Genomic DNA, 25,509 nt, shown 5'->3' with positions numbered 1-25,509 from the left:
AAATCGGCAGATCCGGGCGGAATCCTCGTTGCGAGCGCCCACGGGAGACGCCGAGGGGCGGCGCCGCTGCCGTCTTTCCCGGGTATCGATCCGCTTCGGGCCGCGATCGCTCGTGAGGGTGGACAGTGGTTTGCTCGGGATTGACCCTGCCTCACCCGCGCATCGACAACGGGGAGGAAAGGGGCCACGAGCGCGTGGGCAACCAACGGCGAGGACTCGGTGGCGGCTCAGGGCACGGCGGAGCAGTCGGGGGATGTGGTCTGCCGACTGGGACGTGCGGCCTCAGAGCCCGCGACCTCCCCGCACGCATCCCGCGACTCGCCGACACCCACACCGCGACTCGCCCGCAGCCGGAGCGCGACTCGCCGACACCCAGACCGCGACTCGCCGACACCCAGACCGCGACTCGCCCGGTGGCCGCCACCTGGGTGAGCGGCTGCGCCGCGTACCGCAGGCCGCTGCTTCCCCCGCTCGAGTCCATGCCCCCTGGCCCGTGCCCCGCCCGGCATCGCCGGTCGTCGCACGTTGAGCCGCAGGTGGCGGGGAGCGCGCCCGATTTCCGGCTGCCGTGAGCCGCTACGCGATGCGCAGCCGGCCGCCCGCGACGATCTTGTCCTCGTCGATGATGTGCGGGTTGAGGCGCAGCAGGTGGGAGACCGTCACCCCGAGCCGGGACGCCAGGCCGGTGAGCGTGGCGCCCTGGGGGATCACGATCTCGTTCGCGGGCGCCGGGCGGATCTGGAGGGTGTCGCCCGCCCGGATCACGTCGGGGTCGGCGATGGCGTTCTGCTCGGCGATCTGCTCGATCGGCACCTGGTAGCGCAGCGCGATCCGGGCGAGCGTCTCCCCGGGCTGCACGGTGTGCGTGGTCGGGCGGTCGACGTCGGGCGCCGGGGCGGGCCGACCCGGCCCGGGCCGGGCCGGCTCGGCCCGCGGGGGGACGTCGGGCCCCGACGACGCGGCGGGCGCGCGCGGGGCCGCCGGCCGGGGTGACGGCGGCGGTGGCGCCGCCGGCTCCGCCGGGGATGGCACGGCCGGGGATGGCTCCGCCGGGGATGGCTCGGCCGGGGATGGCACCGCCGGCTCGGCCGCGGATGGCCCGTCCGGTGCGGCGGGCGTGGCGGGCTGCGGCTCGGTCCGGGCGGCGGCGACCGCCGCGATCACGGCGGCCGCGATCGGGACGGCGGCGAGCACCCCGATCACCGCCTGCCTGCCGGTGATCACGCGCCGTTCGCCGGCCTGCGAGCGCGCTTCCTCGGCCGCGGACTCGAGCTCGCGGCGTAACCGCTCGTGATCGGGCTGGTGCACGCGCGTATTCTGCATCGCTCGATCGGGCGATGGGTGCCGGGTCGGTTCCCGCGGACGGTGGTCACATTCAGTGGGGGTCGGTTGCGTCGCCGTCGCGTGATCCGGTTGACTCTCCACGTTCGGCCGAGTGGTCGTCACGCACCGTGGCGGCCTTGACCTTTCGATGGGGGTTTTTGATGCCCTGGTGGTCCAGCGAGACGGAGGGTGACTCCGCCGTCCGGGACGGATCGCGGCCGCCTGTGCGCACCGGTGCATCCGATCGGGGTGGCCCACCCGAACGGGCCGGCTCCGTCGATCGGGCCCACGAGCTCGCCGCACGCAACGCGCGTGCGGCGGCGTTGTTCACGGCCGGGAACGCGAAGGAAGCCGCCGCGCTGTTCGAGGACACGCTGCGCGGGTGCCGCGCGCTGTTCGGCCGCGACCACCACGCCACGCTGACGGTCGCGGGCAACCTCGGCGTCGCCCGGGTGTCGGCGGGCAAGCGGCGGGAGGGCATCAACCTGATCGCCGAGAACGTGGCCGACCGCTCGCGGGTGCTCGGCGACGAGGACCCGCGCACCCTGACCGCCCGCGACGCCCTCGCCGTCGCCTACCGGCTCGCCGGTGACGTGGACGACGCGGTCGAGCTGTCCGGCCAGGTCACCGCCCAGCGCAGGCGGGTGCTCGGCCCCGCCCACCCCGACACGATCACCTCGCGGATGGGCCTGGCGCGGGCCCAGGCCGCGGCCGGTGACCTCGAGGCGGCCACCGCGCTGCTCAGCGCGGCGGTGCAGGACGCCGAACAGGCGCTCCCCCCGCGCCACCCCCACCTGACCGCCCTCGTCGAGTGCGCCGAAGCCATCGGCATGACCCGCCGCGAGGGCTAGCCACCCCGGAACCGCTCCCCAGAACAGCTCCCCACGACAGACGAACCGAGGCCCCCGAGCATGTCCACCCCCGCCGCCTACCTGAACCGGGAACGCGAGACGGCGCGCAGCGACGAGGCGCTGCTGCTGCGCCTGGGTTACTCGCAGGTGCTGTACCGCCAGATGGGCGGGTTCTCCAACTTCTCGATCTCCTTCACGATCATCTCGGTCCTCGCGGGCTGCCTGACGTCGTACTACCTGGCGTTCAACAACGGAGGCCCGGTCGCGATCACGTGGGGCTGGCTGCTCGTCGGCTGCTTCTGCGTGCTCGTGGCCATGGCGATGGGCGAGATCGCCTCCTCGATGCCCACCGCGGGCGCCCTGTACTTCTGGGCGTCGAAGCTCGGCGGGCCCGCGTGGGGCTGGTTCACCGGCTGGTTCAACCTCATCGGCCAGATCGCGGTGACCGCGGCCATCCAGTACGGCTCGGCGACGTTCACGACGGCGCTTCTGAACCTGTGGTTCCCGAGCGTGGTCGGCACGGACTCGACCACGATCTTCATCGTCTTCACGGTGATCGCGGCCGGTCAGCTGGCGCTCAACCTGATGAACGTGAACCTGCTGTCGCGGCTCAACACGCTGTCGGCCTGGTGGCACATGGCGGGCGTCGCGCTGATCGTCGTGATCCTGATGATCGTGCCGACCGAGCACCAGTCGCCCGCGTTCGTGTTCGGCGAGGTGATCAACAACTCCGGGTTCTCCGACTCGAGCATCTGGTTCGTCTTCGGCATCGGCCTGCTGATGGCGCAGTACACGGTCACCGGCTACGACGCCTCGGCGCACATGAGCGAGGAGACCCGCGGGGCGTCACGCGCCGTGGCGCTGGGCATGATCTGGGCCGTCGTCGCGTCGGTCGCGTTCGGCTTCGTGCTGCTGGTCGCGGTGACGTTCGCGGTGCCGGACGTGCAGGGCGTGCTCGACGCGGCCGGGATGGCGGTGGTCTACATCTGGTCCGAGGCCACCAACGAGGCGTGGGCCGAGTTCATGCTGGTCATCGTCGTGATCGCGCAGCTGTTCTGCGGCTCGGCGTCGGTGACGTCCGCGTCCCGGATGATGTTCGCGTTCTCCCGCGACCGCGCGGTGCCGTTCTCCCGCCTGTGGCGCCGGGTCGGGGCGAACCGGGTGCCGGTCAACGCGGTGATCGCGATCGTCGTCGCGGCGTGGGCGCTGATGCTGCCCACCCTGGCCAACGGCGTCGTCGGCTACGCGGTCGGCACCTCGGTCGCCGTGATCGGGCTCTACATCGCCTTCGGGCTGCCGATCGTCCTGCGGATCAGGGCGGGGGATTCCTTCGAGCCGGGGGCGTGGAGCCTCGGCAAGCACTACAAGTGGGTCTCGCGGCTCGCGGTCGCCTGGATCGCGGTGATGTGCGTGCTGTTCCTGATGCCGCTGTCGCCCCAGGGCATCCCGGGCGCCGAGGACTTCACCTGGGAGGCGGTCAACTACGCCCCGCTGACGGTGGGTGGCTCGCTGCTGCTGTTCGGCGGCTGGTACCTGCTGTCGGCCCGCAAGTGGTTCACCGGCCCGGTGCGCGAGGCGCGGGCGCCGGTGGAGCCCACCCCGCCGATGCCACAGCACCCGGGCCAGCACCCGCAGTACCCCCAGGCCCACCCGCAGCAGCAGGTGCGGCAACCGGTCCGGCCCTACTGACGCGCGCGGGCCGCCGCACCGCACGCACGATCCATCAGCTACCGTTCGGCGGATTCGGAAGCGTGCGGGGGGAACCGTGGAGCGAGGTGACCTGATCGCCGGGCGCTACCGCCTCGACGCCGAGGCGAGCGCCCCCGGCACGGGCGAGGCGTGGCGCGCCACCGATCAGGAAACGGGCATGATCGTGCTGCTCGAGCGCGTCCCGATGCCCGATCTCCCGGCGGACGAACGCGACGCCCACCGCGAGCAGGTGCGGACCGACATCGCGATCGCCTCGCTCCTGGACCACCCCAACATCGCCCCGGTGCTCGGGGTCGTCGCGCACGAGGGCGCGGACTGGCTGATCTCGAAGTTCGTGTCGGCACCGAGCCTCGTCGGGCTCGCCGCGGCCGGCCCGCTGGCGCCCGGCCGGGTGGCGGCGATCGGCGCGGAGGCGGCCGCGGCGCTGGCGTACGCCCACTCGCCCGCGCTCGGCGTCGTGCACCGGGCGCTGACGCCGCGCAACATCCTCGTCGGCGGCGGCGACCACGTGACGGTCACCGGGTTCGGCACGCCGCGCGGCGACGCGTCGAAGTACATGGCCCCCGAGGTGGCCAACGGGCTCGCGCCCGGGCCGCAGGCCGACGTGTTCTCGCTCGCGGCGTCGCTGTACGAGGCCGTGGAGGGCCGCTCCCCGTGGGGCGACGGCGACGCCGAGCAGATCCGCGCCGCGGCGCGCAAGGGCGTCGTCGAGCCGCCGCGCCGGGCGGGCGGGCTCGGCCCGGTGCTCATGCGGATGCTCGAGAGCAGGCCGCGCGAGCGGCCCACCGCGGCGGAGGCCGCGCACCTGCTCGCGGAGGTCGCGGAGAACGCGGCGTCCGGGCCCGGCGTGCGCGGAGGGCGGCGGTGGCCGCTCATCGCGGTCGCCGTGGCCGTCGTGGTCGCGGTGGCCGCCGGGCTGGTCGTGTGGCTGCGCCCGGCGCCGGCCGCCCTCGACGTCGCGGCGCCGTCGGGTCCGTCGCTCGGCGACCCGGCCACGGCCGACCCGTGCGGGTTGTTGCCGCCCGAGCCGCTCGACCGCTTCGGCGACACCCTGCTGGAGGCCGAGTTCGGCAACTTCGACCGCTGCGACGTCACGATCGACACCGGGGAGAACCGCTCGACCGTGCAGCTGTGGTTCGCCCGGTCGGGCCCGAACCTGCCCCAGGGGGTGCCCGAGGAACGCGACGGGCTGGTCATCGTGCGGGCCGACCAGGTCGGCGAGGACTGCGCCCGCACGATCCGCCTGACCGACGGCTACGACATCCGCATCCTCGCCCGGCCGGTGCGCGGCCCGCTGCCGGAGCCGTGCCCGATGGCCGATGTGGCCACCGACAGCGCGCTCGCGGTGCTCGCCGCGGGCCCGGTGCCGCGCCGCTCGGGGCCGTTCGACCCCGGGTCGCTGGCCCTGGTCGACGCGTGCGGGCTGCTGGACCGCGGGACGGTCGCCACCGTGCCGGGCCTGGAGACCGCCGAGGCCGCCCCCGGCTTCGCCGGCTGGGCGTGCCGCTGGGAGAACGCGGCCGTCGGGTCGTCGGTCGAGGTCGAGTTCGACCGCAACCGCGGCGGCATCGGGCGCGACGCGGGCAACCCCGTGACGATCGAGGGGCGCGAGGCGGCCGCCCGCAGGGACGAGGACGGCGCCGGGTGCGACATCACGATCATGCACCGGCCCTACACCGACAAGCGCGGCTACCCGGCGGCCGAGCTGCTGATCGTGAAGTACGACCTGGCGGCCCCGCCGCCGGGCGCGCCGCCGCCCCCGGACCCGTGCCCGCGGGGCATCGAGATCGCCACCGAGGTGGTCAAGCGGGTGCCCGCCGCGCCCTGACCGGTCGGCGGCGGGTCAGGCCGCGCCGCGCCGCCACCCGTGGCAGGCCGGGCGGGAACCGCGCTCGGGGAGCTCGACGCCGAGCGTCCGTCGCACGAGGCTGCGCTCCCGCTCCTGTGCGGCGGCGAGCGCCGGGACGTGGGCGTGCGCGTCCAGGAGCGCGCGCAGGCCGCGGCCACCGAGCGCGGGGTCGGCCCAGACGGCCGCCACCGCGCCCTCGAAGTCGTCCGGCGGGTCCTCGATCAGCGCGTCGAGGCGTGCGAACAGCGCCGTGCGCCACCGGTGGTGCAGCGCGAGCAGGAACGGCTCGACGCCGCCGAACGCGGCCTCGACCTCGTCGCGGCGGGTGATCTCCGGGCGTCCCGTGCGGGCGGCCTCGGCCAGCACCTCGCGGGTGAGTGCGAACTTCGAGGACATCGCGTCGGTCTCCAGCGCTGCGACGGTTACATACTCTGTGTACGTACACCGAGTATGTCGTAGACTCCGAGCATGTCAAGGCCGAAGAGCCGTCGTGAGCTCTACTCGGAGGCCACGCGCGCGGCGCTGCTGGAGACGGCCACGGCGATGTTCGCCGAGCGCGGTTACGCGCGGACGTCGTTGGACGACATCGCGGTGGCCACGCAGGTCACCCGGGGTGCGGTCTACCACCACTTCGAGAGCAAGCAGGCCGTGTTCGAGGCGGTGTTCGACGCGCAGGAGAAGGACGTGACGCAGCGCGTCGCCGCCGCGGCGGCCGGCCAGCCGAACGCGTGGGAAGCGGGCATGGCGGCCCTGGACGCGTTCCTCGACCTGTGCTGCGAGGACCGCTACGGCCGGCTCTGCTGGCTCGAGGGCCCGATCGCCCTCGGGTGGGCCCGCTGGATGGACTACGAGCAGAAGTACGCCTACGCGCTGATCGACGGGTTCCTCGCGGCCGCCCGCGCCGAGGGGCTGCTCGCCCCGGTGCCCGCGGCCACGAGCAGCACGCTGGTGTTCCACCTGCTCGGCGGGGCCGGCCGGATGATCGCGGAGGCCCCGCCCGCCGAGCGCAGGGCGGTGCGCGACGAGTGCGCGACGACGATCCGGCGGATGCTCAACGGGCTGCGCGCGTAGCCGTCACCGGCCCGGTCCGGTCCTCCCGGCCCACGAGCAGCTCCACCGCGTCCTGCACCACGACGCGAACGTTGCGGCGGTTCCACACCGGGTTGGCGGCCATCCGGTTCGAGCGGGACACGCAGCTCGCGACGTGGTCGAGCCAGCCGAGCAGGACGAGCACCTCGGGGGCGATGACGCTGCCGCCGAGCGCGGTCTGGCACCCGACGAGGACCTCGGCCTCGGCGCGCGGCACGCCGCCGAGCCAGCGCAGCACGACCGGGCCGAGCTCCTCCTCGCCCGCCATCGCCTCCGCCATCGGCATGAACGTGGCGACGTCGAGCACGGACAGCCCGTCGGGCCGCGCGGTGCACCAGTCGAAGATGGCGCTGACCCGGCCGTTGGGGGCGGCCAGCAGGTTGACCGGCAGGTAGTCGCCGTGGGTCCAGCCGACGCCCACGACCTGGCCGCGCAGGCGGCTGTCGAGCAGCGCGGCCATCCGCTGCGCCTGCGCGCGCAGGCCCGCCGGGAGGGTGCGCGACAGCGCCTCGACGGGCTGGTGCACCCAGGCGTCGAGCTCCGCATCGCCGACCCGGCGCAGTTCGGCCGTCTGCCGGTGCAGCTCGCTGATCGCCGCGACCGCGCTGGACAGGAACGGGCCGCGGCGCGCCGGGTCGGCCAGGGCGTCCGGGCCGGGGGCGCCGCGCAGCATCGTCTCGGTCACGCAGTAGGCGTCGCCGACCTCGGCGACGCCGAGCAGGCGCGGGATGAGCGGCGTCCAGTGCTGCAGGCGCGGGTCGGCGTGCAGGGCGGCGAGCGCGGCGGTCTGCTGGCGCAGCTCCTGCTGCCCGTTCGCGGTGTCGGCGGCCTTCAGCAGGGCGCGGCGCTCGCCGGCCGGGCCGATGCTCACCACGACCGTCTCCGAGCCGCCGCCCATGCAGGGCCCGATGACCCAGCCCGCCGGGACGCCCAGGCGGCGCAGGCCGTCCTCGCCGACGCGGCGCAGCAGCGCCGAGTTGCGCAGGCCGTCCATGAACCTCCCCAGCGGGCCGGGCACCCACGGGGCGTTCGCGAGCAGCACGATGGACGCGATCAGGCACTGGGCGGTGAGCCAGGCGATCCCGACGGCCAGCACGCCCAGGTGGGGCATGAGCACCCAGGCGATCCCGATCGTGAGCACCGACAGGGAGGTCGGCACCCCGAACTGCACGGCGGAGCGCTGGCGCACCCGTGCCGTGCTGGTGGCGGCCGCGGTGACCACGTTGGGGATCGCCGACAGCGCGATGAGCGCGAGCGCGCCGGAGCCCGTGTCGGAGTAGTGCCGCCCGAACAGCGACAGCACGAGCGGCGCGCCGACGGCGAGCACCAGCGCCACCGGGGCCACCAGCACCAGCCCGCGGCGCACGGTCTCGCGGCGGGCCTGGTCGACCCGGCCGGGGTCGGCCGCGCTGTGCGCGATCATCGACTGGCCCATCCCGGACGGCACCATGTACAGGGCCAGCCCGAACTGCCAGACCATGTTGTAGGCGGCCGCGGCCTCGGCGCCGAGGCGGCCCAGCACGAGCACCGGCAGGCCCATCATCGCGGCCTGCCAGAACAGCGCGCCCAGGTAGTCGGCGCTCATGAACTTGGCGACGGCGCCTACGGTGATCGGCACCGCCCGGTCGGCGGTCCTGCGGCCGTGGGCGGGCAGCAGCCGGATGAGCAGCCACAGGTTGATCGGCAGCACGATCAGGGCGGTGGCGACCACCCAGGACACCGCGATGCCGCCGGGCAGCGCCGCGAGCGTGACCGCCACGAGCAGGGCGATCTTGAGCACCGAGAAGACGAGGTTCTCGATGGGCACGGCGGTGGCGCGCCCGACGGCGGTCAGGACGTAGTCCTGGATGGCGAACAGCGTCCAGACCGGGCAGCTCACGGCGAAGAACGCGATGAGGGTGCCGTAGCCGGCCACCTCGACCAGCTGCGGGGCCCACCAGGCGGCCCCGACCGCGAACGCCGCCCCGGCGAGGGAGGACACCGCAACGGCCACGAGGTAGCCGAGGGCGACGAGCTTGCGGGCCGCCAGGCCCGCCACGGGGACGAAGCGCAGCAGCGCGTGCGACATGTTCAGGTGCGCGATGCCGCCGACCAGCATGAGCGACGACACCGCGACCGCGTTCACGCCGACGACGTCGGCCGGGAACATCTGGGCGGCGAGCACCCAGTACAGGAGCCCGACCGCGGACGTCATCCCGGAGCTGACCACGAGCGCCAGCCCGTCGCGGTGCTGCGGCGCGCGCCAGCCACGCAACAGGTCCTTCACCCGCGCGACCGCCACCGTCACTTGCATGCCCCCAAGGTCCGGGCCCTTACCCCATCGACGTGAACACCAGGTGGACAACACCGAAACGGCCGTTGCCCGCCGCACATCCTGCCCGAGTGTCCGCAACGTCCCGCTCCTGGGCCCGGCGAACGGGCCGGCCGACGCCGACCGGTGGGCGCGCATCGCCGGGCGCGCCGGCTGCCGCGGTGGGCGGGTGGGTGTCAGTACACGTGCACCTCGGTGCCGATCGGCGCCACGTCGCTCGACCACAGCAGATCCATGGCCGCGTTGGTCAGCCGCACGCAGCCGTGCGACGCCGGGTGGGCGGGTACGCTGCCGGACCCGTGCACGGCGATGCCGCCGTGGAAGTACTTGGGCCGGTAGAGCACGCCCAGCTCCGCCCGCCGCACGCCGTTGATCTGCCGCTCGATCTCGAACTCGCCGCGCGGGGTGCGGGCGACGCCGCTGCCGCCGGAGGGCCGGTTGTAGGCCTCGCCGCTGCCGGTCGAGGTGTTGAGCGCCCACTGCACCCGGCCGTCGCGCACCACGAGCAGCAGCTGGCGCTCCAGGTCGACCTCGAGGTGGTCGCCCTCGGCGAAGCGCGGCTCGGGCCGGGAGGCGGTCTCGAGCGTCCCGCGCGTGTCGGGCCCGGCCACCCCGTCGCGGTCCAGGCCCTCGGCCTTCTGGAACGCCATCACGGCCTGGCGGGTGAGCTGCCCGTAGTGGCCGTCGACGTCACCGAGCCAGTAGCCGAGCGCCGACAGCCGCTGCTGGAGCTCCTCCACCGCGGGTCCGAAGGACTCGAGCATCAGCAGCTCCTCCTCGTCCTCGGCGCCGTCCGGCTCCCCGCCGTCGTCCGGGTCGTCCGGGTCGTCCGGGTCGCCGCGGTCGGCCCGCGCGTCGTCGAACGGGGCCGTGCTCGACGGGGCCGGGGTGGTCGGGCCCGACGTCGGGGGAGCCGACGGAGCCGGGCCGTCGGTGGTCGGCGCCGCGGGGGCGGCCGCGGGCGGCAGCGCGTCCGGGGACCCCGCCGGGTTCCCGCACGCGCCGGCGAGCGCGAGGCCGCCCGCGATCACGACGGCGAGCGCGAGCCGGACGGGGGTGCGGGTGACCTCGGCGGCGACTGGGCGGGTGGCCATCGTGTACTCCTCGCGTCCTCGAACGACCGTGGAGCGGGGAGCACGCGCCGAACGCCACGGCGTGTGCGACCGCGGCCCCCGACACCGGTCGGCATCGTGGAGATCATCGGGTACGCGTGCACGTGAGACGCGCATATCGGCCCCGCGGCGGGGCCGGTGTCACCCGGCCGAGCGATCGGGGTGGCCGTGCCAGGACCGCCACAGGGCCGCGTAGGCCCCGCCGCGGGCGACGAGCTCGTCGTGGGTGCCGAGCTCGGTCAGGCGCCCGCCCTCGAGCACCGCCACCCGGTCGGCGTCGCGAGCGGTGTGGAGCCGGTGGGCGATGGCGACGACCGTGCGCCCGGCGAGGGCGGCCGCGAGCGCCCGTTCGGTGCGGCGCGCGGTGGCGGGGTCGAGGAGGGCGGTGGCGCCGCCCGCGGCGAGCAGCGCACCGGTCCAGGCGGCGAGCGCAGGCCCGTCGCCGTCGGCGATCCCGTGGTCGACGGCCCGCCCCAGCAGGTACGGCCCGAGCGCCAGGGTGGGCATCCCGAGCGAGGCGTGCAGCGACGCGGCGGCCACCCGGCCGCGCTGGCGCGCGACCAGCCACCACAGCAGCCGCCCCGGGGTCGGGCGGGCGCGTCGGTCCCCGCCGCGCCCCCGCCCACGGCGGTCAGCCGGCGAGGTCGGCCAGCGCGGCGGCCGCCTTCTCCCGGAACTCGGCCACCCGGCGCAGCTTGAGCTGCTCGTACCCGCGGATGATCTCCGGCAGCGCGGCCAGCTCGGCGACCGCGTCCGCGGTCTCCGGCCGCAGGTGCTCGAGCGCCGCTCGGACCAGGCCCTGGTACTCCGGCACCAGGGCCCGCTCGACCCGGCGCACCTCGGCCCGGCCGAACGGGTCGAGCGCGGTGCCGCGCAGGCGGCGGGCGGCGCGCAGGGCGCGGAACACCGGGCCCGCGCTGCGGCGCAGCTTGATCTTGCGGTTCACACCCATCGCCCGCAGGACCGGCGGGTGCAGCAGCACCGAGACCTCCGCGTCCGGCCCGAACTCGGCCTCGCGCCGGGCCCGCTCCTGCGGGTCGAGGTGCAGGCGCGCCACCTCGTACTCGTCCTTGTAGGCCATGAGCTTGTGCAGCCCGCGCGCGTAGGCGACGGCGATCCGCTCGCCCGCCTCCGCGCCGGCGCGTTCGGCGGCGATCGCCGCGACGCGCTGGACCTCCTCGGCGTAGCGGTCGGCGTAGGCCGCGTCCTGGTAGGCGGTGAGGTCGGCGACGCGGGTGGCGAGCACGTCGGCGAAGCCCTCGGCGCGCGGGGCGGGCGCGGGCCCGCCGATCGCGGCCGTGACCGCCGCGGGGTCGGCGACGGCCGCCCGGCCCCAGCGGAACGCCGCGAGGGTCTTCTCGACGCCCGCCCCGTTGAGCCGGATCGCCTGCTCGATCGCCTCGGCCGAGATCGGGATGCAGCCGTGCTGGAACGCGGCGCCGATGAGCAGCATGTTGGCCGGCATGTGGTCGCCGAACAGCGCCTCGGACAGGCCCTGGGCGTCCACGTGCAGGGCCGCGTCCGCGCGGGTGGCCGCGGCGATGCGCTCGAGGGCGTCGGCGGGGGAGCCGGGCACGGGAACCCGCCCGGTGACCATGGCGGCCGTCGGCACGACGGCGGAGCTGACCACGGCGATCGTGTGGTCGCCGCGCGCGACGGCGAGGTTGGTCTCGGACGCCGCGCCGAGCAGGTCGAAGCCGATGAGCACGTCGGCGGTGCCGCGCGAGGCCCGCAGGGCGCCGCGCACGGGCTGCTTGGCGATGCGCACGTCGCTCACCACCGGGCCGCCCTTCTGGGCCAGCCCGATCTGCTCCAGCCCCGCCGCGTAGCGCCCGTCGAGGAGCGCGGCCATCTGCAGGATCTGCGACACCGTGACCACGCCGGTGCCGCCGATGCCGGGCATGCGCAGCAGCACGGTGTCGCCGGTGACCCGGCTCTGCGGCTCGGGCAGCGCCGAGGGCGGCTGCGGGACGGGTCGCTGCCCGGCGGTGCGCGGCTCGACCAACAGGAACGACGGGCAGTCGCCCTTGAGGCAGGACAGGTCGGTGTTGCAGGAGGCCTGGTGGATGCGGGTCTTGCGGCCGAACTCGGTGTCCACCGGCTGCACCGACAGGCAGGTGGACACCTGGGCGCAGTCCCCGCAGCCCTCGCACACCCGCTCGTTGATCACGACCTTCGTGGTGGGCGCGGGGAGCGTGCCGCGCTTGCGCATGCGGCGCTCCTCGGCGGCGCAGCGGTCGTCGTGGATCAGGACGGTGACGCCCTCGACGGCGGCGAGCTCCCGCTCGGCGTCGGCGAACTCGTCGCGGTGGCGGACCGTGGCGATCGGGTCGAGGTCGACGCCGCGGTAGCGCTCCGGCTCGGCGGTGGTGACGACGACCCGGCGCACCCCCTCGACGGCGAGCCAGCGGGTGAGCGCGGGGACGTCGAGCCTGCCCTCGGCGCGCTGGCCGCCGGTCATGGCGACGGCGTCGTTGTAGAGCAGCTTGTAGGTCATGCTGACGCCCGCCGCGACGGCGGCGCGGATGGCGAGCGAACCCGAGTGGTGGAACGTGCCGTCGCCGAGGTTCTGCACGAAGTGCCGGTCGTCGGTGAACGGGGCGATCCCGAGCCACTGGGCGCCCTCGCCGCCCATCTGGGTCAGGCCGAGCTGGTGGCCGCGGCCCGCGCCGTCGAGGGCGATCATCGCGTGGCAACCGATGCCGACGCCGACGAGCGTGTCGTCGTCGGTGCGGGTCGAGGTGTTGTGCGGGCAGCCCGAGCAGAAGAACGGGGTGCGCGCGGCGAGCGGGAGCGCGATCCGCGAGGGCCGCTTCGGCGCGGTGGGCTCCAGCAGGAGCGCGGCGCTGCGGGGGAGCCGGTCGGGTCCGATGCGGGAGGCGAGCGCGGCGGCCACGTCCTCGGCCGACAGCGCGGAGCGGGCGGGCAGCAGCGGCCGGCCGTCCGGGTCGTGGCGGCCGACGACGCGCGGGGGGCGCGGGCGGCCGTAGAGGGCGGCCTTGAGGTGGTTCTCCAGGAACGGGACCTTGTCCTCGACGACGAGCACCTCGTCGAGGCCGTCGGTGAGCTCGGCGAGCGCGTCGGCGTCGATCGGGAACGGCATCGCGAGCGTGATGATCCGCAGCCCGAGCGCCTCCATGGCGGCCTCGTCGAGGCCGAGGTCGTCGAGGGCGCGCTGCACGGTCGCCGCGGACGTGCCGGACGCCAGCACGCCGAGGCGGGCCTCCCGCGCGGTGAACGTGATCCGGTTGAGCCCGGCCGCGCGGGCGTAGGAGCGCGCGAGATCGAGCCGCCGGGTGAGCGCGTCGTGCTCGGCGTCGAGGGCCATCGCGCCGACGAGGGTGCGGGTGGGGTCATCGGCCCGGTCCGGGGCGGGTACGCCGAGGTTGAGCGCGTCGACGTCGAGGGTCGCCGACGCGTCGGCCACGTCGGCGACGATCTTCAGCCCGGTCCACAGCCCGCTGGCGCGCGACATCGCCACCGCGTGCAGGCCGAGCTCGACGACCTCGGCCACCGAGCCGGGCGCGAGCAGCGGCATGAGCAGGCTCTGCGCCATCGGCTCGCAGGAGCTGGGCACGGTGGAGGACTTGCAGGAGGGGTCGTCGCCGATCAGCGCGACCGCGCCGCCGAGCGCGGTGGTGCCGGCGAGGGTGCCGTGCCGGATCGCGTCGGCGGCCCGGTCGAGCCCGGGGTTCTTGCCGTACCAGAAGCCGGTGACCCCGTCGTGGCGGCGGCCCGGCGCCTGGCGCAGGAGCTGGGTGCCGGCCACGGCGGTGGCGGCGAGCTCCTCGTTGAGACCGGGCCGGAAAACCACGCCCGCGTCGTCGAGGAACGACCGGGCCCGGGCCATCTCCTGGTCGAGCCCGGCGAGCGGCGAGCCCTGGTAGCCGCTCACGAACGCGCGGGTGTTGAGGCCGCGCGCGGTGTCGAGCCTGCGCTGCTCGAGGATCATCCGCACGATCGCCTGGATCCCGGAGATCAGGACCCGGCCGTGGCGGGCGGTGTACTTGTCGTCGAGGGTGACGGTGGTGGGCCCGGACAGGGTTGGCGCAGACGGCATCGACTGACCTCCGGCGTGGCGGTTATCAGCAGGAGACCGGGTCGATGCCGCCTCAGGCAAGGGCCTGCACCGCCGTGTTCGGTGAACACGCAAAGGCCTTGCGCGCCGTCGGTGATCAGCTCGACTTCTTTGCGCGTTGCTCGGGCTGACCCCGGAGCGGCCCTTCGGCTGAACCCGGCGCGCGCCTCCACGCAAAGGGCTTGTGCTTGGATCGGGTCGGAGCTCGGGTTCTTTGCGTGGAGGCGGGCGTGGCCGAGAACGTCGTGGTGGACGACACCGACCGGCGCCTGCTCGACCTGCTGCGCGTCGACGCGCGCCGCACCTACTCGGAGATGGCCGGTGAGGTGGGGCTCTCGGTCGCGGCGGTGAAGCGGCGGGTGGACCGGCTGCGCGAGATCGGCGTGATCACCGGGTTCACCGTCCAGGTCGACCACGCCAAGCTCGGGGAGGGCGTGGCGGCCTTCGTCGAGCTGCGGTTCCTCGGCAACACGCGGGTGAGCGAGATCGTGCGCTCGGTGTGGACCATCCCCGAGGTGCAGGCGGTGTTCACGCTCGCGGGCGACCCGGACGCGCTGGTGCAGGTGCGGGTGCGCGACCTCGCCCACCTGCAGCAGGTGATCGACACGTTGCGCCGCTCCGGCACCGTGACCGGGACGCGCACGCTCATGGTGTTGGGCTCGTGGGAGCGCTCCTAGCGGACCTCACGCCGGCTTGCGCCCGCACACCTGGAAGAACGGGTGGGACAGCACCACGACACGCGGGTCGTCGAGGTGTGCCCGGCCCTCGGCGTCGAGCCGGTCGAGCTCGGCCTCGTCGGCGAGCCCCAGCTCGACCGCGTGGCTGCGCATGCTGCGCACGAGGTCGAGCAGGACGGTGCGCCGGGTGTGGCCGATCGGGAAGACCTCGACGGCGGCGTCGACCTGCACGTCGGTGAGCCCGGCGTCGCGGAACAGCTGCGGCACCCGCCTGCCGACCTGCGGGTCGGCGCCGTTGCGGGCGAAGACCACCGGGAAGATCTCGCGGATCCGGTCGATGGCCGGGTGGGGCGGGTGGACCAGGTCGTACTCGCAGTCGGGTTCGAGGGACGCGACCTGCCCGCCGGGCCGGGCGAGGCGCACCGCCTCTGCGACGACGTTCTCCGGGTCGGGCACGTTGACCAGCAGCGTGCGGGTGTGAACCAGGTCGAAGGCGTCCGACGGCAGCCCGGTGCGGCGGGCGTCGGCCTCGACCACCTCGACGCCGGGGACGCCGCGTTCGGCGGCGAACCCGGCCGCCATCTCGACGTGCACCGGGTCGGCGTCGACGCCGACCACCCGCCCGCCCGGGGCCACCCGCGCGGCGAGCAGGTCGAGCGCGCCGCGCGGCCCGCACCCCAGGTCGACCGCGGTGTGCCCCGGTCCCAGGTCGGTGCGGTCGAGCAGTGCCCGGTTGGGGGGGCAGCATCTCGTCGGCCTGACGCTGCAGGCGGGCCCGTTCCACGCCGCTGCGGCCGAGCGTGCACACGGCGTTCGGATCGGTCACCGGATCTCCCCCCGACGCGCTGCGACGCTAGTGCCGGGCGGGTGGGGCGGTCAGCACCCGCCGGTCCGATCGACACGAACGGGTGACGGGCGGGGCCGTGATCAGTTCGGTGCCAGGCAGAGGACGTAGCCGTCCAGGCTGTTCCCGCGCTGGATCCCCGACGTCGCCCCGGGCGTGGAACGGCAGACCTGTTCGACACCGAGGCGAACCCCAGCAGCAGGACGACGAGCGCCAGCACGGTGCGCCCGATGCGTGACCCGGCAGACGACATCCCGAACTCCTCCTTCGCGATCGCCTGTGACGACCGGCGTCCGCGGAGGAGCGTTGGGCGATGTGAAGCAGATCACGACCGGGTGGGCTCACGGCGCCGGGAGCGTCGCCTCCGCCCGCAGCACCGACCGCACGACCGGCCACGGCCGCCCTTCCTCGGCGAGCACGAGGTCGGCGCGGGCTCCCGGCGCGAGCACGCCGCGGTCGGCGAGGCCGACCGCTTCGGCGGGCCCGGACGTCACCAGCCCGACGGCGGCCGGGAGCGTCGTGACGCCGTCGGCCGCGAGCAGGAACGCCGCGGCGAGCAGCCCGGACGGAAGGTAGTCGGAGGCGAGCGCGGTGACGAGCCCGCGGGCGACGAGCTCGCGCGCGGAGGCGTTGCCGGAGTGCGATGCCCCGCGCAGCGCGTTGGGCGCACCCATGACCACCGGCATGCCGCGGTCGCGGGCGGCGGCCGCGGCGTCGACGGTGGTGGGGAACTCGGCCACGGCCCCGCCGCGGTCGGCGAGCGCGCCGATCTCCTCCGCCGACGCCGGGTCGTGCCCGAACAGCCGCACCCGCCCGGCGCGGGCGAGGTCGCCGAGGTAGGCGAGCGCCTCGTCGCGGACGCCGCGGTTCGCCTCGCGCGCGGCGACGAACGCGTCGACGTGGGCGCGGGCCTGCTCGGCGGTGAGGCCGCGGGTGCCCATGACGTGGCGCTCGAAGTAGCTGCGGTCGGCGTACTGGCCCTGGCCGGGGGTGTGGTCCTCGTGGGAGACGACGGCGGTCTCGCCGAGCGTGTCGAGCCGCGCCCGCAGCGCCGCGAGCCCGGCGGCCGACCGCACGTCGAGCCGGTGCAGGATCCGGTGGTCGACGGGGCCGTGGCCGCGCGCCTCGACCTGGCGGCACATCTCCAGCGCCGCGTCCACCGAGCGCACCTTGAGCGACCCCTCGCCCTGCTCGAAGGCCACGCCGTGGAACACGGTGGTGATGCCCGCGGCGCGCAGCCTGCCCTCGAACGACAGCAGCGCGAACCGCCACGGCACGTCGGCGGAGGGGCGGGGCAGCCGCTCGCGCTCGAGCCCGTCGGAGTGGACGTCGACCAGGCCGGGCAGGCAGAGCGCGGCGTCGCCGTCCACGTCCGCGGTCGCCCCGGGCGGGTGCGGTGCGACCTCGGCGATGCGGCCGTCGCGGACGGCGACCCACGCGTCGTCGAGCACCCGGTCGGCCAGCACGGCCCGCACGTGCCCGAGCACGTAGTCGGCAGGCGGCCGGGTGAGCGTCCAGCGCTCGCGGGCGGGCGCGCTCACGCCGCCGCCCCCAGCACCTGCGCCGGCGTGCCCTCCTCGGTGATCCGGCCGTCGGCCAGCCGGACCACGCGGGTGGCGAGGGCGCGCATCGCATCGGCGTCGTGGAAGACCGCGAGCACGGCGACGCCCGCACCGGACAGGGACGCGATCAGCTCGAGGGCGCGTTCCCGGTTGGCCGGGTCGAGCGCGGAGACCGGCTCGTCGAGCAGCAGCAGCCGGGGCGGGCGCACGGTGGCGGCGGCGAGGTTGACGCGCTGGCGCTCGCCCCCGGACAGCACCCCGCAGTCGACGTCCCACAGCGCCTCGTCCAGCGCGAGCCGGCGCAGGGCCGCGGCGGCGGCGTCGGTGGCGGCGTCCCGGTCGAGCCCGCGGCGGCGGGCGGCCGCGGCCACGAGCTCGAGCGGCCCGGTGCGCGGCGGCGCGGCGAGGAACTGCGAGACGTAGCCGAGCTCGCGGGCGCGCAGCCGGGCGAGGGCCCGGTCGGGCAGCGCCGTGAGATCGACCGGGCCGTCCTCGCGGTGCAGCGTGACGGTCCCGGCGTCGGGGAGGTAGGTGCGGTGCACGCACCGCAGCAGGCTCGACTTGCCCGCCCCGCTCGGGCCGGCGAGCGCCACGTGCTCGCCCGCGGCGACGTCGAGGTCGACGCCGCGCAGCGACACGACCGTGCGCCCGTCGATCGTGTGCAGGGTGAAGGTCTTGGCCAGACCCCGTACCTCGAGCACTCTCCGGGTCACGTCGGTCACCTCCGGGCCGCGGCGACGAGCCGCTGGGTGTAGGGGTGGTGCGGGTCGCGGAACAGCTGGTCGGTGAGGCCGTGCTCGACCACCCGGCCGAGCTGCATCACCAGCGACCGGTCGGTGAGCGCCTCGATCACCGCGAAGTCGTGGCTCACCACGACCGCGGCGACGTCGCGCTCGGCGAGCAGGCCGCGCAGCAGGTCGAGCACCCCGGCGGCGACCGAGGCGTCGAGCCCGGTGGTGGGCTCGTCGAGCAGCAGCACGGACGGGTCGGTCGCGAGGGCCTTCGCGATCTGCACACGCTGGCGCATGCCGCCGGAGAACGTGCGCACGGGGTCGTCCATGCGGGACAGCGGCACCTCGACGCGGTCGAGCAGCTGCGCGGCGCGGGCGCGGATGGCCCCGTAGTCGCGCCAGCCCGCCGCGGTGAGCCGCTCGGCGATGTTGCCGCCCGCGGTGACGTTCATGGCCAGCCCGGCCGACGGGTCCTGGTGCACGATGCCGAGCGTCGAGATCCGCAGCCTGCGGCGGGCCGGGCCGTCGAGCGTCAGCACGTCGGTGGTGCCGCCGTCGACGTCGGCGAGGAACAGCCTGCCCGCCGTGGCCGCCTCGTCCCCGACGATGCAGCGCAGCACCGTCGACTTCCCGGAGCCCGACTCGCCGATCAGCCCGACGGCCTCGCCCGGTGCCACGTCGAACCCGACGTCCCACGCGGCGACGATCGCGCCGGTGGCGGGGCTGACCGCGGTGCCGTGCTCCGGCCCGGTCCCGGCGACCGCCGCCGCCCCGCCGGGCCCGTGCACCTTCCCGATGCCCTCGACGAGGAGGGCCCACTCCGGGCCGGCCCCGGCCCGGTCGATGCCGCCCCGGCCGGCACGCTGGGACGCCTCCCGGGGCTCCACCGCCCGCTCGCTCGTGCGGGCGGGGCGGCGGGCGGGGTCGGGGAGCAGCGCGAGCGGGGCCGCGGCGTGGTGCGCCTCGAGGTCGGCGTCGCCCTCCTGCACGCGGGCGCACCACTCGGTGTCGCTGCAGGCGAAGCGGCCCGGCCCGGCCTCGACCAGGAACGCGTCGGTGGAGCCGCAGCGGACGCAGGGCCCGTCGGCGCCCTCCACCTCGAACGGCACGTCGTCGAACGTGAGCGGCCGGACGTCGGTGTGCGGGGGCACGGCGTAGATCCGCTTCTCCCGCCCGGCGCCGAACAGGCTGAGGTGCTCGGCCTGGTGCAGCCGGGGCACGTCCCAGCGCGGGATGGGGGTGGTGGCCATGACGTAGCGGCCGTCGACGAGCACCGGGTAGCCGGTGGACTTGGTGATCACGCCGTTGCGGACGATGTCCTCGTACAGGCTCACCCACATCGCCGCGTAGTCGGCCTCGGCGTGCATGCGCGCGCACTCGGCCACCGACCGCTGCACGCCGCGCAGCGGTTCGGGCACGGGCACCTGCAGCACGAGCACGTGCCGGTCCGACAGCGGCTGCTCGGGGACGCGGTGGCGGGTCTGGATCACGGTCGCCTCGCGGGAGTCGGCCGACTCCGCGCACCCGGTGCTGCCGGCGATGAGCCGGCGCAGGTTGGTGGCGTTGACGCCGGCGTCGTCGCCCTGGTCGATCACCTTGACGGTGTCGTCGGTCCCGATGACCGCGAGCGTGACCTGCAGGCCGCCCGAGCCCCAGCCGCGGGCCACCGGCATCTCCCGGGACCCGAACGGCACCTGGTATCCGGGCACGCACACGGCGGTGAGCACGGCGCGGCGGATCTCGCGCTTGGCGCCCTCGTCGAGGATCCCGACCGGGGGCGTCGCGGCGTCGATCCCGGCGAGCAGCTCGTCCACGCCGGAGGTGGCGGCGAGCGTCATCGGCAGTCCCTCCCAGGGGGCTCGGTGGCCACGCCGGTGGCGCGCATGGCCTGCTTGCGCTCGACCATCGAGCGGAACGTGACGTAGTGGGGCAGCTTCAGGTGCTCGAGGAAGCCGGCGGAGTCGAGGCCGTCGGTGGTGAGCAGCAGCAGCTGCTCCAGCGGGCCGGTGCGGCCGAAGCGGCGGCAGGCGATGTCGAGGTTCGCCATCGCGATCGCCTTGCGCTCGTTGTGGCCGAAGCACAGGCCGTAGCCGACGTCGAAGCGGGTGCGGTCCTCGTCCGCGCCGTCGAGGTCCTCGATGGCCTCGGTCTCGGTGGCGCGGAACCGGCCGATCTCGACCGGGTTGCCGGTGTGGGGGTGGCGCACCCGCAGCGGCAGGTACCCGTGGCGGACCTCGCCGAGGGTCACCTCGTGGACGTCGCCGTCCGGGCCGAGGATCGAGCGGTACCAGAGCCCGACGAGCGCCCCGGTCTCCGCGCGCGCCATCGACGCGAGCACCGCCGAGCGGGGCGCGGGCGGGCGTGCCGGGCGGCGGGTGACGTCGAAGGGCGGGTCGTCGGCGGGCGGCGGGTGCTCGACGAGCAGGTCCAGCTTGCGCAGGAACGCCGAGAACCGGGCGGGCCTGCGCTGCCCGGGGTCCTGCTGCGGTGCCCGGGGCGCCGACCCGTTCGACGAGCCGTCGACCGGGGCGGGGGGTTCGGGGGCGCGCTCCAGCATCCGCCCCGTGTAGTCGGTGGTGCGGCCGAGCAGCTGCGGGCCGTCCGGCGTGCGGTGGGCGGGCACGATGCGCCGCAGGACCACCATCTCGTCGGGGTCGACCGGCTCGGAGACGGCGAGGCGGGGCAGCGTCGAGCGGTGCGCCCGCACCAGGTGCGCGGCCTCCACGACGTCGCCCTCGGCCTGCCGGAACGCGTCGGCGGCGGTCGGCTCGTGGTAGAGGCCGGCCTCACCCTGGACGCGGTCGACGGCGAGCCGGAACCGGGCGGTGATCTGCTCGGTGGACACCCACGGCGCGGGGGCGTGGTCGCGGGCCTCGCGGACGAGCCGCTCGGCGGCGAGGATCGCGTCCAGCCCGCCCCGGGCTCCCGAGTACCCCATGTCAGTCCTCCTCGGTCGCGATGCGGGTGCTGCGGGGGATGCCGACCACGGCGCCGTCCGGGGCGACCAGCAGCAGGTCCGGCCCGGCCGGGAAGGCGGCGGTCGCGCGGCCGGCCACGAGGTCCGGCGGGCAGCCGCGGGGCGCGACGGTGCGGGTGCCGGGGACCCCGGGTCCGGACAGCCGCAGCGCCGCGCCGCCCTCGAGCGCCGGGACGGCGAGCGCGACGAGCGCCGCGTCCTCGGGGGCGGACGCGCTGCCGGCCCGGAGGCCCGCGAGCTCGCCGGGCGCGAGCGGGCGCAGGGCCGTGACCAGGCGGGCCTCGCCGAGCGGGGCCACCGGCGCCGAGGTCGCGGTCGCGAGCGCCTCGGCCCACCCCGGCGCGCCGAGCACGCAGACCGGGGTGTCCAGGTCGGCGAGCGCGAGCGCGGGCAACAGCGCCGCGGGCAGCTCGTCGAACCGGTGGAGCGCGGCCGGCCGCCCCGGCCGGGCGAGCGCGTCGAGCACCGCGCGGAAGGTCCGCTGGGCGGTGTCGGGGTCGAGGGCGGGCAGCGGGGTGGGGGCCAGTCCGGCGGTCACGTGAGCTCCTCGAACTCGACGACGGTCGGGGCGAGCCGCGCCCACTCCGCGGCCTCCGCCTCGGCCTCGCGGGCGGCCACGCGGTCGCACAGGGCGAGCACGTCGGCCGCGCGGGGGCGCCCGGCCTGCACCTCGGCGTCGCAGATGGCGGCGGCCAGCGCCGCGGCGCGGTCGTCGCCCAGCCGCATCGCCCAGCCGCGGGCGCCGCCCAGCTCGACCTCGGCCCGCACGGCCAGGACGTCGCCGAGCAGGAACCGCTCGCCCGCGATCGGCTCGGTCACCTGGGTGGCCACGCAGCCGACCTCGGGGGCGCGCAGCACGCGCGGGGTCGCGCCGTCGGCGAGGCAGGCGTCGGCGAGGCCGACCAGCTCGTCGGTGCGGGCCAGCGCCAGCAGCGCGGCCCGCTTCTCCGGTGGGTGGGTCATCGCTCTCCTTCCGGGGCCGAGCCCAGCTCGACCACCACGCGGACCGCGTCGGAACGGGTCCATGCCCTGCTGCACATCACCGGCCGCCCGCTCTCGGCGTCGCGGCTGACGCTCTCGACCAGCCACACCGGCCGGCTCGGCTCGATCTCCAGGCCGGTGCAGACGTCGGGCGGGGGCACCTCGAGGCTCACCCGGCACCAGGCCCGCACCGGCTCGACCCGCCCCACCTGCCGCAGGACGAGGTCGAGCGACTCGGCGGCCTGCACCGCGAGGTCGAGGTCGGCGACGACGTCGCGCGGCACCCACTCGTGCACGCGCGACGCCAGCAGGTCGTCGATGTAGAACTGCCGCACGAGGTGGTGGCACGGGGTGCCCACGGGGACGCCGAGCGCGGCGGCGTGCTCCTCCGGCAGCGGCAGCGGGTCGATGCTGCGCACGACCGTGCGCGGGCGCGCTCCGGCCGCCGTCACCGTCTCGTGCCACGACGGGCGTCGATCGTGCCCGATCACGTAGTCGATGCGCCGGTTCACGAACGTCCCCGCGCCCTGGACCCGCCGCACCACGAGCCGGCGCTCCAGCTCCTGCAGCGCGGCGCGGGCCGCCGCCCGGCCCACGCCGAACCGCCTGCCGATCCCGTGCTCGCCCTCGACGCGGGAGCCCGCGGGTGCGCCGGCGAGCTCGGCGGCCAGCTCGTCGGCGATCTCGAGGTATCGGGTGGTCGTCACGGTGGGTAACGCTGCCGGTCGGGGTTGTCCGGACAACGGCGCCGCAGGCAACGGATGCGGAAACGGCCGTGAACGGATGAGCCGGTTGTCGCCCGCGCTCAACTCACGGCCCTGCGCAGCCACAGCGCGAGCAGCTCCACGGCCATGACGGTCGCGAACACCATGAGCATGACCGTCGTGACGACGCCGAACTGCATCACGCGGGACGCGTTGAGCAGGTAGAACCCGATGCCGCCCGCCCCGACGACGCCCAGCAGCGTCGCCGAGCGGATGTTGACGTCGAGCTGGTAGAGCAGGTGCGCCACCAGTGCGGGGGCCGCCTGGGGGAGTGTGACGGCCGCGAGCACCTGCAGCCGGGACGCGCCGGTGGCCCGCACGGCCTCCTGGACGCGGACGTCGGTCTCCTCGAGCGAGTCGGCGACGAGCTTGCCCAGGAGCCCCACCGCGCCGATCGCCAGCGCGAGCGCCCCGGCCACCGGGCCGAGCCCGGTGATCACGACGAGCACGATCGCGATGATCAGCTCGGGGATGCCGCGCACGACGACGATGACCGTCCGGAACGCGGCGGCGACCCCGGGCGCAGGCGCGACGTTGCGCGCGGCGAGCGCCCCGACCGGCAGCGCGAGCACCGCGCCGAGCAGGGTGGCGGCGAGCGCGATCTGGACGGTGACGGCGAGCTCGGCGACGAGGTCCGGCAGGATCCCGCCGGTCGACGGCGGCCAGAACAGGCCCAGCGTGGCGGGCAGCTCCACCACGCCCGCCACGAGCCGGGCGGGGGAGAGGCCGGCCGCGGGCACCGCGGCGACGAGCACGGCCGCGGTCGTCGCCGCGTAGAGCGCGCCGCGGATCCGCCGGCCCGTCCAGGGCGGGGTCAGCCGGCCGGGCGCCGCCGGGGCCGGGGCCCGGCCGGTGCCGCCGAGCAGGGCGCGGCGCACCAGCCCGGAGATCAGCTCGACCACCACGCACAGCACGAGCACGACGAGGGCGAGCGCCATGCCGCGCTGGTAGTCGAGCCTGCGCAGGGCCCCGGCGATCTCGAAGCCGATGCCGCCGACGCCGACGAACCCGAGCACCACCGAGATGCGCAGGTTGATGTCGAACCGGTGCAGGGCCGTCGCGACGAACGCGGGGAGGACGGCGGGCAGCACGCCCGCCACCAGCTCCTGCAGCCGCCCGGCACCGGCCGCCCGCACGGCGGTGCGCGGCCCCTCGTCGACCTGCTCGATCGCGTCGGCGTAGAGCTTGCCGACCATCCCCACCGAGTGCAGCGCCATCGCCAGCACGCCCGCGGCGGCGCCGAGGCCGAACAGCCGGAAGAACACGATCGCGAGCACCACGTCGGGCACCGCCCGGGCGACGACGACCACCGCGCGGGCTCCGTAGCGGGCCGCGGGACCCGGCGTGGTGTTCCCGGCGGCGAGCACCGCGACCGGGACGCTGAGCAGCACCGCCAGCAGCGTGGCGCACACGACGATCGCCAGCGTCTCGCCGCACAGCGCGAGCACCTGCCCGAGCGGGGGGAGGTCCAGCGGTACCGTGCGGGCGAGGAAGCCGGCCGCGTTGCCCGCGCTGTCGACGAGGGTGGCGACGTTGATCCGCAGTTCGCCCACCGCCCAGACGGCCGCGGCGAGCAGCGCCAGCAGCGCCGCCGTCGCGGCCGCGCCGGACCGGGTCGGCCGGGCGAGCGTGCGCGGGCCGCTCACGGCGCGAGCGCCGGGACGGCCCGCTCCGGCCGGCCCGGGTGCACCGCGTCCGCGTACACGGCCATGGCGTCGGCGCGCGCGAGGCCGGCCACCGGCCGGTCGAGCACCACCCGCCCGGCGCGCAGGCCGACCACGCGTTCGGCGAACTCGAGCGCCAGGTCCACCTGGTGCAGGCTGCACAGCACGGTGAGCCGGTCCTCGCGGGCGAGCGCGGCGATCAGGGAGAGCACCTGCGCCGCCGACTCCGGGTCGAGCGAGGCCACCGGCTCGTCGGCCAGCAGGATCCGCGGCCGCTGCAGCAGCGCCCTGGCCACGGCCACCCGCTGCTGCTGCCCGCCGGAGAGGGTGTCGGCGCGCTGGAAGCGCCGGTCGGCGAGCCCCACCCGCTCCAGCTGCTCCAGCGCGGCCGCGCGCACCCGCCTGGGGTAGGTCGGCAGCCCCAGCCGCGGGCCGCGCAACGTTGCGAGCGCACCCGTGCAGACGTTCTCCAGCACGGTCAGCCCGCCCACGAGGTGGAACTGCTGGAACACCATGCCGATGCGCCGCCGCAGGCCGCGCAGCGTGGCCAGCGCGCCGGTGCAGACGTTCTCCAGCACGGTGAGGCCACCCACGAGGTGGAACTGCTGGAACACCATCCCGACGCGGCGCCGCAGCGCGCGCAGGGCCGCCCCGCCCGCCCGGCCGACGTCGGTGCCCAGCACCGTGACGCTGCCCGCAGACGGGCGGTGCAGCCCGTTGAGGTGGCGCAAGAGCGTCGACTTGCCCGAGCCCGACGCGCCGAGGAGCACGACGACCTCGCCCGCGTGCACGGTCAGGGACACGTCGTCGAGGGCCCGGACCGCCGGGCCGAAGTTCTTGGTGACGCCGGCGAGCTCGACGACGGTCTCGGGTGCGCCCGTCACCGCGATCAGCTCAGGCTCGTGCACGACTCGGCCTGCGTGACCGCGCAGACCCGGCGCACACCGTCGTAGAGCGCGTCGTCCACCGCGACGTAGCCCCAGCCG

At 75.7% G+C, this 25,509-nt stretch carries 20 protein-coding genes and 1 pseudogene; 5 read left to right on the top strand and 16 right to left on the bottom strand.

What is annotated here, in order from left to right:
- Positions 1-576: 576 nt before the first annotated feature.
- Positions 577-1,308, bottom strand: a complete 732-nt coding sequence (locus VKZ81_RS03340) for a LysM peptidoglycan-binding domain-containing protein (protein WP_324239894.1) — start codon at positions 1,306-1,308, stop codon at positions 577-579.
- Between the two features lie 29 nt (positions 1,309-1,337).
- Here VKZ81_RS03340 and VKZ81_RS03335 point away from each other — a divergent pair, with 29 nt between their 5' ends.
- The 3 genes from VKZ81_RS03335 (at position 1,338) to VKZ81_RS03325 (ending at position 5,712) form a co-directional block, all read left to right on the top strand.
- Entirely contained in the window at positions 1,338-2,174 is an 837-nt protein-coding gene (locus VKZ81_RS03335; RefSeq protein ID WP_324239893.1) for a tetratricopeptide repeat protein, read from the top strand.
- A 60-nt stretch (positions 2,175-2,234) separates the two neighbouring features.
- Complete coding sequence (locus VKZ81_RS03330; protein WP_324239892.1) at positions 2,235-3,863, top strand: amino acid permease; 1,629 nt, start codon at positions 2,235-2,237, stop codon at positions 3,861-3,863.
- Positions 3,864-3,939: 76 nt separating this feature from the next.
- On the top strand, positions 3,940-5,712 hold the full coding sequence (locus VKZ81_RS03325) for a protein kinase domain-containing protein (RefSeq protein ID WP_324239891.1): 1,773 nt from the start codon (positions 3,940-3,942) through the stop codon (positions 5,710-5,712).
- A gap of 15 nt (positions 5,713-5,727) precedes the next feature.
- Here VKZ81_RS03325 and VKZ81_RS03320 read toward each other — a convergent pair whose 3' ends face one another.
- Positions 5,728-6,129, bottom strand: a complete 402-nt coding sequence (locus VKZ81_RS03320) for a hypothetical protein (protein WP_324239890.1) — start codon at positions 6,127-6,129, stop codon at positions 5,728-5,730.
- Positions 6,130-6,201: 72 nt separating this feature from the next.
- On the opposite strand from VKZ81_RS03320, the gene VKZ81_RS03315 reads away from it, so the two are divergent.
- On the top strand, positions 6,202-6,804 hold the full coding sequence (locus VKZ81_RS03315) for a TetR family transcriptional regulator (RefSeq protein WP_324239889.1): 603 nt from the start codon (positions 6,202-6,204) through the stop codon (positions 6,802-6,804).
- Here the strand turns inward: VKZ81_RS03315 and VKZ81_RS03310 are convergent.
- The 4 genes and pseudogenes from VKZ81_RS03310 to VKZ81_RS03295 all read right to left on the bottom strand — a co-directional run bounded on the left by VKZ81_RS03310 (position 6,785) and on the right by VKZ81_RS03295 (position 14,305).
- Positions 6,785-9,115 carry a phosphotransferase gene (locus VKZ81_RS03310; protein WP_324239888.1) on the bottom strand — a complete coding sequence of 777 codons (2,331 nt, stop codon included), beginning with the start codon at positions 9,113-9,115 and terminating at the stop codon, positions 6,785-6,787. The genes VKZ81_RS03315 and VKZ81_RS03310 overlap by 20 nt on opposite strands.
- Before the next feature lie 194 nt (positions 9,116-9,309).
- On the bottom strand, positions 9,310-10,227 hold the full coding sequence (locus VKZ81_RS03305) for a L,D-transpeptidase family protein (protein ID WP_324239887.1): 918 nt from the start codon (positions 10,225-10,227) through the stop codon (positions 9,310-9,312).
- Between the two features lie 159 nt (positions 10,228-10,386).
- A pseudogene (locus tag VKZ81_RS03300) lies at positions 10,387-10,635 on the bottom strand (ABC transporter ATP-binding protein); the annotation flags it as partial.
- A 241-nt stretch (positions 10,636-10,876) separates the two neighbouring features.
- Positions 10,877-14,305 (bottom strand): indolepyruvate ferredoxin oxidoreductase family protein, encoded by a 3,429-nt coding sequence (locus VKZ81_RS03295; protein WP_324239886.1) that lies wholly within the window; start codon positions 14,303-14,305, stop codon positions 10,877-10,879.
- 248 nt (positions 14,306-14,553) lie between these two features.
- Between VKZ81_RS03295 and VKZ81_RS03290 the strand changes: the two genes are divergently transcribed.
- Positions 14,554-15,000: an Lrp/AsnC family transcriptional regulator gene (locus VKZ81_RS03290; RefSeq protein WP_324239885.1), complete on the top strand. Its 447-nt coding sequence runs from the start codon at positions 14,554-14,556 to the stop codon at positions 14,998-15,000.
- Positions 15,001-15,006: 6 nt separating this feature from the next.
- On the opposite strand, the gene VKZ81_RS03285 is transcribed toward VKZ81_RS03290, so the two are convergent.
- The 10 genes from VKZ81_RS03285 to VKZ81_RS03240 form a co-directional block, all read right to left on the bottom strand.
- Positions 15,007-15,708 carry a methyltransferase domain-containing protein gene (locus VKZ81_RS03285; RefSeq protein ID WP_324239941.1) on the bottom strand — a complete coding sequence of 234 codons (702 nt, stop codon included), beginning with the start codon at positions 15,706-15,708 and terminating at the stop codon, positions 15,007-15,009.
- 477 nt (positions 15,709-16,185) lie between these two features.
- On the bottom strand, positions 16,186-17,385 hold the full coding sequence (locus tag VKZ81_RS03280; RefSeq protein WP_324239884.1) for an alpha-D-ribose 1-methylphosphonate 5-triphosphate diphosphatase: 1,200 nt from the start codon (positions 17,383-17,385) through the stop codon (positions 16,186-16,188).
- The gene (locus VKZ81_RS03275; RefSeq protein WP_324239883.1) at positions 17,382-18,119 is read right to left on the bottom strand and encodes an ATP-binding cassette domain-containing protein; all 738 of its coding nucleotides are present in this window, start codon (positions 18,117-18,119) and stop codon (positions 17,382-17,384) included. The genes VKZ81_RS03280 and VKZ81_RS03275 overlap by 4 nt, the downstream gene beginning before the upstream one ends.
- 5 nt (positions 18,120-18,124) lie before the next feature.
- Positions 18,125-19,975 carry an alpha-D-ribose 1-methylphosphonate 5-phosphate C-P-lyase PhnJ gene (locus VKZ81_RS03270; protein ID WP_324239882.1) on the bottom strand — a complete coding sequence of 617 codons (1,851 nt, stop codon included), beginning with the start codon at positions 19,973-19,975 and terminating at the stop codon, positions 18,125-18,127.
- Positions 19,972-21,075 carry a carbon-phosphorus lyase complex subunit PhnI gene (locus VKZ81_RS03265; protein WP_324239881.1) on the bottom strand — a complete coding sequence of 368 codons (1,104 nt, stop codon included), beginning with the start codon at positions 21,073-21,075 and terminating at the stop codon, positions 19,972-19,974. Before VKZ81_RS03265 ends, VKZ81_RS03270 begins: the two co-directional genes overlap by 4 nt.
- Position 21,076: 1 nt before the next feature.
- Positions 21,077-21,652 (bottom strand): phosphonate C-P lyase system protein PhnH, encoded by a 576-nt coding sequence (phnH, locus tag VKZ81_RS03260; protein WP_324239880.1) that lies wholly within the window; start codon positions 21,650-21,652, stop codon positions 21,077-21,079.
- On the bottom strand, positions 21,649-22,077 hold the full coding sequence (locus VKZ81_RS03255; RefSeq protein WP_324239879.1) for a phosphonate C-P lyase system protein PhnG: 429 nt from the start codon (positions 22,075-22,077) through the stop codon (positions 21,649-21,651). Before VKZ81_RS03255 ends, phnH begins: the two co-directional genes overlap by 4 nt.
- Positions 22,074-22,802, bottom strand: coding sequence for a GntR family transcriptional regulator (locus tag VKZ81_RS03250; protein ID WP_324239878.1), 729 nt, complete (start codon positions 22,800-22,802; stop codon positions 22,074-22,076). Before VKZ81_RS03250 ends, VKZ81_RS03255 begins: the two co-directional genes overlap by 4 nt.
- Before the next feature lie 98 nt (positions 22,803-22,900).
- Positions 22,901-24,505: a phosphonate ABC transporter, permease protein PhnE gene (gene phnE, locus VKZ81_RS03245; protein WP_324239877.1), complete on the bottom strand. Its 1,605-nt coding sequence runs from the start codon at positions 24,503-24,505 to the stop codon at positions 22,901-22,903.
- Positions 24,502-25,407, bottom strand: a complete 906-nt coding sequence (locus tag VKZ81_RS03240) for a phosphonate ABC transporter ATP-binding protein (RefSeq protein ID WP_324239876.1) — start codon at positions 25,405-25,407, stop codon at positions 24,502-24,504. The genes phnE and VKZ81_RS03240 overlap by 4 nt, the downstream gene beginning before the upstream one ends.
- Positions 25,408-25,509 lie beyond the last annotated feature (102 nt).

Origin of the sequence: Pseudonocardia sp. (assembly GCF_035305885.1) — a bacterium.
Taxonomy (GTDB): Bacteria; Actinomycetota; Actinomycetes; order Mycobacteriales; family Pseudonocardiaceae; genus Pseudonocardia.
The sequence above is the reverse complement of the archived record's forward strand: the minus strand, read 5'-3'. Positions and strand labels throughout refer to the sequence as shown.

What these genes read in the sequence shown, in the direction of transcription:
- VKZ81_RS03335 (WP_324239893.1), top strand. Translation starts at nt 1,338, where the DNA reads ATGGGTGCCGGGTCGGTTCCCGCGGACGGTGGTCACATTCAGTGGGGG.
- VKZ81_RS03330 (WP_324239892.1), top strand. Translation starts at nt 2,235, where the DNA reads ATGTCCACCCCCGCCGCCTACCTGAACCGGGAACGCGAGACGGCGCGC.
- VKZ81_RS03320 (WP_324239890.1), bottom strand. Translation starts at nt 6,129, where the DNA reads ATGTCCTCGAAGTTCGCACTCACCCGCGAGGTGCTGGCCGAGGCCGCC.
- VKZ81_RS03315 (WP_324239889.1), top strand. Translation starts at nt 6,202, where the DNA reads ATGTCAAGGCCGAAGAGCCGTCGTGAGCTCTACTCGGAGGCCACGCGC.
- VKZ81_RS03310 (WP_324239888.1), bottom strand. Translation starts at nt 9,115, where the DNA reads ATGCAAGTGACGGTGGCGGTCGCGCGGGTGAAGGACCTGTTGCGTGGC.
- VKZ81_RS03305 (WP_324239887.1), bottom strand. Translation starts at nt 10,227, where the DNA reads ATGGCCACCCGCCCAGTCGCCGCCGAGGTCACCCGCACCCCCGTCCGG.
- VKZ81_RS03295 (WP_324239886.1), bottom strand. Translation starts at nt 14,305, where the DNA reads ATGCCGTCTGCGCCAACCCTGTCCGGGCCCACCACCGTCACCCTCGAC.
- VKZ81_RS03270 (WP_324239882.1), bottom strand. Translation starts at nt 19,975, where the DNA reads ATGACGCTCGCCGCCACCTCCGGCGTGGACGAGCTGCTCGCCGGGATC.
- VKZ81_RS03265 (WP_324239881.1), bottom strand. Translation starts at nt 21,075, where the DNA reads ATGGGGTACTCGGGAGCCCGGGGCGGGCTGGACGCGATCCTCGCCGCC.
- VKZ81_RS03255 (WP_324239879.1), bottom strand. Translation starts at nt 22,077, where the DNA reads ATGACCCACCCACCGGAGAAGCGGGCCGCGCTGCTGGCGCTGGCCCGC.